General features: G+C 69.3%; 1 pseudogene. It reads right to left on the reverse strand.

The features are described 5' to 3' along the window. Positions 1 to 32: 32 nt before the first annotated feature. Positions 33 to 326 (reverse strand): annotated as a pseudogene (locus SB822_RS55800) (multidrug ABC transporter ATP-binding protein); the annotation flags it as partial.

Below are 326 nucleotides of genomic sequence, written 5' to 3' on the forward strand. Positions count from 1 at the left end.
GAAGCAGTAGATCGCGCGGATCGCGTGCAGGTTCATGCGCGCGCCTCCGTGCTGGCGGCCGGTTCGGTGCGCGCGCCGTGGACCAGGCTGACGAAGATGTCCTCCAGCGAGCTTTCGCTCGAATGCAGGTCCTTGAAGTCGATGCCGTGCTCGTTGAGGCGCCGCAGCAGCGGCCCGATGCCGGTGTCCTCGGCCTGCACGTCGAAGGTGTAGACCAGGCTCTGGCCGTCGGCCGACAGCTCCAGCGCCAGGCCGGCCAGCGCCTCGGGGACCTGCTGCAGCGGCGCCTGCAGGGTCAGCGTGAGCTGCTTCTTGCCGAGCTTGCG

It is taken from the genome of Paraburkholderia sp. SIMBA_054, assembly GCF_046534875.1.
In the GTDB taxonomy this organism is placed as follows: Bacteria; Pseudomonadota; Gammaproteobacteria; order Burkholderiales; family Burkholderiaceae; genus Paraburkholderia; species Paraburkholderia hospita.